Annotated in this window: 1 rRNA gene; it reads right to left on the reverse strand. The window is 53.3% G+C overall.

Features of this window, described 5'->3' with window-relative positions:
• Positions 1-255, reverse strand: a 16S ribosomal RNA gene (locus tag ACQCT5_RS23040); the annotation flags it as partial.

Genomic DNA, 255 nt, shown 5'->3' on the forward strand with positions numbered 1-255 from the left:
CCCTCTCAGGTCGGCTACGCATCGTCGCCTTGGTGAGCCGTTACCTCACCAACTAGCTAATGCGCCGCGGGCCCATCCTTAAGTGATAGCCGAAACCATCTTTCAACAAGGAACCAGGAGGTTCCTTGTATTATCCGGTATTAGCTCCGGTTTCCCGAAGTTATCCCAGTCTCAAGGGCAGGTTGCCCACGTGTTACTCACCCGTCCGCCGCTAACTTACAAAAGCAAGCTTTTGTAAGTCCGCTCGACTTGCAT

This window comes from Sutcliffiella halmapala (genome assembly GCF_050107295.1).
Classification (GTDB): Bacteria; Bacillota; Bacilli; order Bacillales; family Bacillaceae_I; genus Sutcliffiella_A; species Sutcliffiella_A halmapala_A.